At 60.0% G+C, this 7,752-nt stretch carries 8 protein-coding genes and 1 pseudogene; 1 reads left to right on the plus strand and 8 read right to left on the minus strand.

What is annotated here, in order from left to right; all coding sequences use genetic code 11:
* Nucleotides 1–656 precede the first annotated feature (656 nt).
* Nucleotides 657–1,133 carry a hypothetical protein gene (locus tag RMO51_RS14310; protein ID WP_310395698.1) on the plus strand — a complete coding sequence of 159 codons (477 nt, stop codon included), beginning with the start codon at nucleotides 657–659 and terminating at the stop codon, nucleotides 1,131–1,133.
* A 203-nt stretch (nucleotides 1,134–1,336) separates the two neighbouring features.
* On the opposite strand, the gene RMO51_RS14315 is transcribed toward RMO51_RS14310, so the two are convergent.
* The 8 genes and pseudogenes from RMO51_RS14315 to RMO51_RS14350 all read right to left on the minus strand — a co-directional run.
* Complete coding sequence (locus RMO51_RS14315) at nucleotides 1,337–1,597, minus strand: hypothetical protein (protein ID WP_310395700.1); 261 nt, start codon at nucleotides 1,595–1,597, stop codon at nucleotides 1,337–1,339.
* Between the two features lie 449 nt (nucleotides 1,598–2,046).
* Entirely contained in the window at nucleotides 2,047–2,868 is an 822-nt protein-coding gene (locus RMO51_RS14320; RefSeq protein ID WP_310395702.1) for an SDR family oxidoreductase, read from the minus strand.
* A gap of 217 nt (nucleotides 2,869–3,085) precedes the next feature.
* The gene (gene recN / locus RMO51_RS14325; protein WP_310395704.1) at nucleotides 3,086–4,756 is read right to left on the minus strand and encodes a DNA repair protein RecN; all 1,671 of its coding nucleotides are present in this window, start codon (nucleotides 4,754–4,756) and stop codon (nucleotides 3,086–3,088) included.
* Nucleotides 4,757–4,851: 95 nt separating this feature from the next.
* Complete coding sequence (locus RMO51_RS14330) at nucleotides 4,852–5,775, minus strand: DUF4835 family protein (protein WP_310395705.1); 924 nt, start codon at nucleotides 5,773–5,775, stop codon at nucleotides 4,852–4,854.
* Nucleotides 5,772–6,425: a phosphopantothenoylcysteine decarboxylase gene (locus tag RMO51_RS14335; protein ID WP_310395707.1), complete on the minus strand. Its 654-nt coding sequence runs from the start codon at nucleotides 6,423–6,425 to the stop codon at nucleotides 5,772–5,774. Before RMO51_RS14335 ends, RMO51_RS14330 begins: the two co-directional genes overlap by 4 nt.
* 114 nt (nucleotides 6,426–6,539) lie before the next feature.
* Nucleotides 6,540–7,133, minus strand: a complete 594-nt coding sequence (locus tag RMO51_RS14340) for a flavoprotein (RefSeq protein ID WP_310395709.1) — start codon at nucleotides 7,131–7,133, stop codon at nucleotides 6,540–6,542.
* A gap of 49 nt (nucleotides 7,134–7,182) precedes the next feature.
* On the minus strand, nucleotides 7,183–7,530 hold the full coding sequence (locus RMO51_RS14345; RefSeq protein ID WP_070731180.1) for a DNA-directed RNA polymerase subunit omega: 348 nt from the start codon (nucleotides 7,528–7,530) through the stop codon (nucleotides 7,183–7,185).
* A gap of 20 nt (nucleotides 7,531–7,550) precedes the next feature.
* Nucleotides 7,551–7,752, minus strand: a pseudogene (locus RMO51_RS14350) (outer membrane protein assembly factor BamD); the annotation flags it as partial.

Genomic DNA, 7,752 nt, shown 5'->3' on the forward strand with positions numbered 1-7,752 from the left:
CGTCGAGCGCAGCATCGCTTGGGCTGGCGCCAACCGCCGCCTGGCCAAGGACTACGAGCGCAAAACCACCCACGCCAACGCCTGGCTTTACCTGGCGAACATCCGACGACTTGCCCGATTAACTTAAACAGCCTCTTAGAACGGTTCAGGCCTTCGTCACGAACTTTAACCAATGCCGGCGCATCGGTTTTTTTCAGTAGATTGCGCCGCTACGGGCACCGCAGTAACCACGGTGCCGGTCAGGATGAAAAGCATCAGTTTGTTCGTGGAAAGTTGTGTTTGCGTGGAATTTAAAAACCCAGAGCGGTATCGGAGTCGAGGTACCGGCTTCGCTTCGTTCCGGCGTTGGCCTCCCACCCCCCGCTCCTGCGGCGAGGGGGAACCGAACAAACAGATAAGGCTACCCCGAATCGGAAGCTGCGCGAAAGCAGGCAAAAACCGGAGCGCCAAAACCGCAAAGTGGAACATCATCAGGCGAGCAAATGCGGCGAGTAGGGCGGGCTGCGAGTGGCACCGGGCGCTTTATCAACGTGATGGCCGGCTTGGTCGGTGTGTGGGCCCTGTTCGTCAAGCTTTGGGTGGCGAGGCCGTTTTTGGCCGGCGGTTTGCCAACCCCCTTCGCAGGCAGCAATGTTGCTTCCTGCATATTCTTCCCCATGAAAACCTATCTGCTTCCCCTGTTGGCCGCTTTCGCCCTCACCGTGGGTACCGCCGCCGCCCAAACCACCACCCCCACGGCTCCGGCCGCCACCGAAGGCCGGGGCTACGGCCGCGCCCAGGGCACGCCTGAGGAAATGGCCACCCGCCAGAGCCAGAGCCAGCGCCTGAGCAAAGAGCTTGGCTTGAGCGCCGAGCAAACCACCAAGGTGCAGCAAATCCTGCTGGCCCGCGGCCAGGAAACGCAGACCATGCGCCGCCAGCCGCGCGATGCCGCCAACCGCAGTCAATTGCGCGAGCAAATGCAAGCCAACCGCGCCAAGTACGACGCTCAATTTAAAGAAGTGCTGACCGCCGACCAGTACACCAAATTCGCCGCCATGCAGGAAGACCGCCTAAACAAAGGCCGCGACCTGAAGGAGGCCAAGATGAAAGCCAAAAACGGCAAGGTAAAAATCAAGAAATCCGACAGCTAAGCGCCTACCAGCATTTGGCCACAAAAAAGCCCCGGCCAAACGACCGGGGCTTTTTTGTGGCCAAATGCCTAAAACAGTTTGCGGTGGCGAATCCGTGCACTGACGAGAACTGCCGTAAGCTGGCCCAAGGAAAAGAAACCGGCGGGGGCTGCTCTTTATTTAGGAGCAGCCCCGCCGGTTTGCTATGCCGTCAACTCGGCGACCTACAGGGTTCCGCGCCGGCCACGACCCTGGCGCGAATGCGAGACGCTGCGCTGGGCAACCGTGCGGCGATTGGTCAGGCGACTAAAAAAGGTTTTGCGGCGGCGACTGTGGCCCCGGTAGAGCTTATATACCGGCCGGTAGTTGCCGGCCGTGGGCTTGCGCCGGTGAACGGGAGCCGCTTCGACGGAAGCCGGGGCGGCCTGGGCTTCGGAGGCTATCAGCCCCAAAAGGCAAAAGAACAACAAGGCAATACGCAGCATAGAAAGGTGGAATGGTGGCAAATGCAAATGACTGTTGGGGCCATGGGGTAGCGGGTCGCTACTGCCCTACTAACCGGGTAGTGTGAGAAATTATTACATTTTCACTGAAATTTTTTAGTCGCATCCAGAGCAACTCTAATGATTTCATATTGCTAATGCTTGAAAACCAGCGCCTTTTATACGTATCCTGCAGATATAGTTATTTTACCCTTGTTTCCTTTATCCTATTTTAAGTGCAGGTCTTTATTTCTTTACTTCAACATTCTCGCCGGTTTTTTGACCTTACTTTTCGTTGCGCCACTGGTCATGCCCCCACCCCCCAAGCCCGGCCGCCCACCGTCGGGGTTTTGCTGGCGCGCTTGCGGGCAGTCCATTGCGTCCGCGGCTGCTTCGCGGCCACTAGCGCCCCGGCCCCGTAATTTTCAGCCGCTTCTTATTCGAAAACAAGTCTACTTGGCCGCTCTGGTCATCACGTCCACGATTTCGGCCGAGATGCCGGTGGTGCTGAAGCCGCCGTCGTGCATCAGGTTCTGCATGGTCACGTAGCGGGTCAGGTCCGAGAACAGCGAGATGCAGTAGTCGGCGCAGGCCTCGGCCGGGGCGTTGCCCAGCGGCGACATCAGGTCGGCGAAGTTGTAAAAGGCGTCGAAGCCGGTGATGCCGGTGCCGGCCGTGGTTTTGGTGGGCGACTGCGACACGGTGTTGACGCGCACTTTTTTGAGCTTGCCGAAGCGCTGGCCGTAGCTGCGGGCAATGCTTTCGAGCATGGCCTTGGCCTGGGTCATGTCGGTGTAATCAAGAAAGGCGCGCTGGGCGGCGATGTAGCTCAGGGCCACGATGCTGCCCCACTCGTTCATGGCGTCCTGCCGCTCGGCCACGGCCATCATCTTATGAAACGACATGGCTGACACGTCGATGGTTTGCTGGAAGAACTTGTAGTCCAGCTCGCCGTAGTGCTTCTTCTTGCGAATGTTGGCGCTCATGCCGATGCTGTGCAGCACGAAGTCAATCTTGCCGCCCAGTTGCTCCTGCGCGCCCGCGAACAGCGCTTCTAACTCCTCCGTCGACGTAGCATCGGCCGGGATGATGGGCGCGTTGCATTCCTCGCTCAGCTTGTTGATTTCGCCCATGCGCATGGCCAGCGGCGCGTTGGTGAGCACGAAGCGGGCGCCCTCGGCGTGGGCGCGCTGGGCCACTTTCCAGGCAATGGACTGGTCGTTGAGCGCGCCGGAGATGATGCCGACTTTGCCGGCGAGAAGATTGTTGGCCATGGTGGTTAGGGGTGGAGCAGTTTTGTCATTGCGGGGAGGCACGACGAGGCAATTCGTCCCGTTCTCAGCGCTTGGCCTTGAGGTGTGACAAACCCAGTCATTGAATTTGCGCCGGCAAGTTAGCGGGCTTAACCGAATTGACTGGTCACAACGGCAAGTGTGTCGCTGAGAACAGGACGGGTTGCCTCGTCGTGCCTCCTGGCAATGACAACCGCCCTCATGCGGCCACTTCGCCCCGTAGTGCCAGCAGCTCGCGGGCGCTCTGGAAGGCGTTTTCGCTCGGCTTGGCGCCCGCAATCATGTGGGCAATTTCCTTGATGCGGTCCGCCTGGTTCAGCTCGCGGATGCGGCTCACGGTGCGGTCGGCGCGGTCTTCCTTGTACACGAAGTAGTGCACGTCGCCGGCCGCGGCCATTTGCGGCAGGTGCGAGATGGCCACCAACTGGTGCTTCTGAGCCATTTGCTGCATCATGCGGCCCACCTTCACGGCAATCTCACCGGAAATGCCGGTGTCAATTTCGTCGAACACTATCGTGGGCAGCGCGGTTTTGTCGGCCAGCATGTACTTAATGCACAGCATCAGGCGCGAAAACTCGCCGCCCGAAGCGGCTTTGCTCAGGGTTTGGGGCTGGGCACCCTTGTTGGCGGTGAAGAGCACACTCACCACGTCGGTGCCGCTGGCGGCGGGCGGGCCGGCGCGGTGCTCCACCACAATGCGGGCGTGCGGCATGCCCAGGTCGGCCAGCAGCGCCCCCAGCTGCTTTTCAAACGTGGAAAACGACTTGCGGCGGCTTTCCGAAAGCTTGGCGGCCTGCTTGGTCACGGCGGCCAAAGCCGCGTCGGAATCCTTGCGCAGGCGGGCAATTTCCTTGTCCAGGCTCAGCACGGAGCTTACTTTCCGGCGCAGCTCATCGCGCACGGCAATGAGGGACGGAAGGTCGCGGGACTGGTGCTTCCGCTGCAAGGTGTAGAGCACGTTGAGGCGCTCCTGGAGCTCTTCGGTGCGGGCGGGGTCGCCCTCGGTGCGGCGCTCGGCGGTTTCTACTTCGTCGGCAATGTCGTGTAGCTCAATCAGGCAGCTGTCGAGGCGCTCGCGCAGCTCCCGGAAATTATCGGCGTAAGCAGCCACCTGGCCCAGCAGCTGCACCGCTTCTTTGATGCTGCCGGTGGCGCAGCTTTCGCTGTCGCGCAGGCCGTGCAGGGCCTGGCTCAGCTTGTACTTGATTTCCTCGGCGTGCTCCAGCTGCTTCACTTCCTGCTCCAGGGCATCCTGGTCTTCGGCGTCGAGGCGGGCTTCCTCCAGCTCGTTCAGCAGAAAGCTGTTGTAGTCCAGCTCCTTGCTGGCCTGGGCGGCCTGGCCTTCCAGGGTTTGCAGGTCGGCTTCCAGCTTGCGGTACTGGCGGAAAGCGTTGCTGTAGTGCGTACGCTGCGGCACCAGCCCGGCGTACAGGTCCAGCAAGTTGAGCTGAAACACGGCGTCGCCCAGCAGCAGCGTGTCGTGCTGCGAGTGGATGTCCATGAGGTTGGCGCCAATTTTCCGCAGCGCTTCCAGGGTCACCGGCGTGTCGTTCACGAAGGCACGCGACTTGCCGTTCGGGCTGATTTCGCGCCGCAGAATGCAGTGCGTGTCGTAGTCTAAGTCCTCGGCCTCGAAGATGTCCTGCAACTGGTAGTTGGCGATGTTGAACTGGCCCTCAATCACGCACTTGCGCTCGGTATCGAATAGCATCCGCGAGTCGGCCCGGTTGCCGAGCAGCAGGCCAATGGCGCCCAGCATGATGGACTTACCGGCCCCGGTTTCGCCCGTGATGATGTTGAGCAGCGGCGACGGACGCAGTTCCAACTGCTCAATCAGGGCGTAATTCTTAATGCGTAAATCGACTAACATAATTCAATTAAAAATTAAAAATGAGAAATTAAAAACTGCTGGTGACGGCAACTGCAAGCGCTATCATTTTTCATTTTTAATTCTTCATTCTTAATTCACTTAAGCACTGTTTGGTATTTGGCGGCATTCGTGGGGTCCACTTCCGTGAGCATGGTCACGAGCTGCTGCTTCTGCTGCTGGTCCTGGCTGGTGCGGAAGATGTTGGCAATCTCATCGGACTTGGCGTCGAAGAAAGCGCGGGTGAAGTAGATGCCGGGGCGGAGCAGGGCCGCTTTCTGCACGCCGGTGAGGGCGGTCAGCACGGCAGCGCGGGCCTCGTCGGGCTTCTCAATGAAGCGGTCCAAGCCCTGCCGGTAGTAGCCGTAGAGGCCGGTGCGAAAGGCTTGGAGCTGTGGGTCGGTGAGGTTGTCGAGCAGGAAGTGGCGCTCGCGCGAGCCGGTGCCGCGCCAGCCCTCATCGGGCTCGGTGGTGCTGGTTTGGTTGGCCGAGTAGTTCACCACGTTGCGCGCCAATTCGTACATGGGCGTGCCGCCGAGGGGGGCGAAGGTGTCGCGGTCGAGGCCAATAACTATGTAGGCGTAGTAGCCCAGCAGCGACGAGAGGTTGGACACGAAGCTGTTGGGCGAAAAGTCCAGCGGGGTTTGCGGCGAATAGTTGAAGTTAAAATTCTGGTCAACGATATTAATAATGTTGGTGTCGTAGCCGGTGCCATACACCGGGCGCGTTGAAATCAGGCGCATGGTGGTTTGGTAAGTGCCGTTTTGGGGAATTTTCCGAATGGCGATAAACATCCGAAACCGTATTTTCTCCGAAGCTTGGTAGGTCTGAGTTGTCCAGGGGCGGTTGTTGAGGAGATTGCGGATGTCGTTTTGCATCTGCGGCACAATGGTCGGGTCGGTGATGGTGACGTTTTCGGTCGTCACCTGCACCTCGGCCAGGAGCTCCTGGGCCCGGGCGGCGGGGCCCGTCAGAAGCAGAAGCGCGGCAAAAGGTATTGAGGCAAGGAGTTTTCGCGTCATGGGGTTGGGGTAGTCAGGCGGGCCAGAATCAGGCGGACCAGTCCGCGGGCCACATCGGCCTTGGACTGCAATTCAAAGCTAACGGTTTGGCCAGCGGCGTCCAGCACGGTCACCTTGTTGGTGTCGTGGCCGAAGCCCGCGCCCGCGTCGCGCAACGAATTCAGCACGATGAGGTCGAAACGCTTGCGGCGCAGCTTGTCCCGGGCGTGGGCCAACTCGTTCGTAGTTTCCAACGCAAAACCCACCGCAAATTGTTCAGCCCGCTTGCGCTGCCCAAGGGTCGCGGCAATGTCCACGTTCTTCACCAGCTCCAGGGTGAGCGTGTCGCCCGACTTCTTAATTTTATCGGTGGCCACGTGCGCCGGCCGGTAGTCGGCCACCGCCGCCGCAAACACCCACACCTCAGCCGCCGCCGCCACTCCCGCCGCCGCCGCAAACATCTCCGCCGCCGTTTCGACCCGCACCGTGCGAATGCGCGGGCTGGTCGGGTCGGCCAAGTGGCTGGGGCCGCTTATCAGCGTTACCTCCGCGCCCTGCGCCGCGAAGGCTTCGGCCAGGGCATACCCCATTTTGCCCGTCGAACGATTGCCGAGGAACCGCACCGGGTCCAGCGGTTCGTAAGTTGGGCCAGCAGTGATGAGAACACGCATTCGTAAATTAAAAATTAAAAATGAGCTGTGCTAAGCAATGTATTGTGCTGGGCGTGAGCGGCTCCGTTAAGTTGGCGCACGACAAACAGCTGTTTCATTTTTAATTTTTAATTCCTAATTTTTAATTGCCAAAAACTCGGTCAGCTCCGCCACGATGTCCTCGGGCTCCAGCATGCGGCCGTGCCCGTGCAGGCCGCTGGCTAGCTCGCCACTGGGCGAGTCGAATACGTGGTTGCCGAAGGACCGGAGCCGGGCCAGGTTCTGGGTCACGGCTGGGTGGGCGAACATGTCCACGTCCATAGCCGGCGCCAGGAACACCGGGCAGCGGGCCGATAAATACACGGCGCACAGCAGGTTTGGGCACAGGCCGTTGGCCAGCTGCCCCACGGTGTTGGCGCTGGCGGGCGCAATCAGCAGGGCGTCGGCCCACAGGCCCAGCTCCACGTGGTTGTGCCATTCACCGGTGGCCGCATCACGCAAAAAGCCCGTCAGGACGGGCTTTTTGGAGAGGGTACCCAGCGTGAGGGGCGTGACGAAAGCAGCGGCGGCCTCGGTGAGGATGACCTGCACCTCGGCCCCGGCCTTGACGAGCAGGCGCGTGAGGGCGGCCGCCTTGTAGGCGGCAATGCTGCCGCTCACGCCCAGCAGAATGCGGCGGCCGTGGAGATTAGGTGTCGGTTGCTCGTTGTCAGTTGTCAGGTCGGGCATAATCTGTTGGCGAGTTATCCACTAACAACTGACAACGAGCAACTGACACCTAGAACAGCTCGCGGGGCACCGGAACTTCCTCCGGCGCGGGCGTGGTGTACTGAATTTTGCCCTGCAGGAACTCCTCGATGGCGAGGCTGGTGGGCTTGGGCATGCGCTCGTACTGCTTGGAAACCTCGATTTGCTCGCGGTTCTCAAACACTTCTTCCAGGTTGTCGACGGTGGACGCAAACTCGGCCAAACGGTCGTTCAGCTCTTCTTTCAGCTTAATCGACAGTTGGTTGGCGCGCTTCGAAATCACGGAGATGGCCTCGTATACGTTGCCGTTGTCGCCGGTGATATCGGCCACGTTGCGCGTGATGATGGAGCTCGACGGGGTGTTGGGATTAGGTTTCATGGGCTGATATTAATTACAGATTAGTTAGAGGCCGCGGCGGGCACCGTCTTCAGCTTGGCAATTTCGGCCTGGCTGACGTCGAACATATCTTGGGCGGCTTTCAGGTTTTTGCTCTTGGGAAAACCGTCGATGAATTGCTGATAAAAAGCCACGGCTTCCAGGTACCGCTCGCGCTGCTTGGTTTCGATGCTCTCCTGGGCCCAGGCGTACTGAGCACTCAGG

The sequence above is a fragment of the Hymenobacter sp. genome, assembly GCF_031398885.1.
GTDB lineage: Bacteria > Bacteroidota > Bacteroidia > Cytophagales > Hymenobacteraceae > Hymenobacter.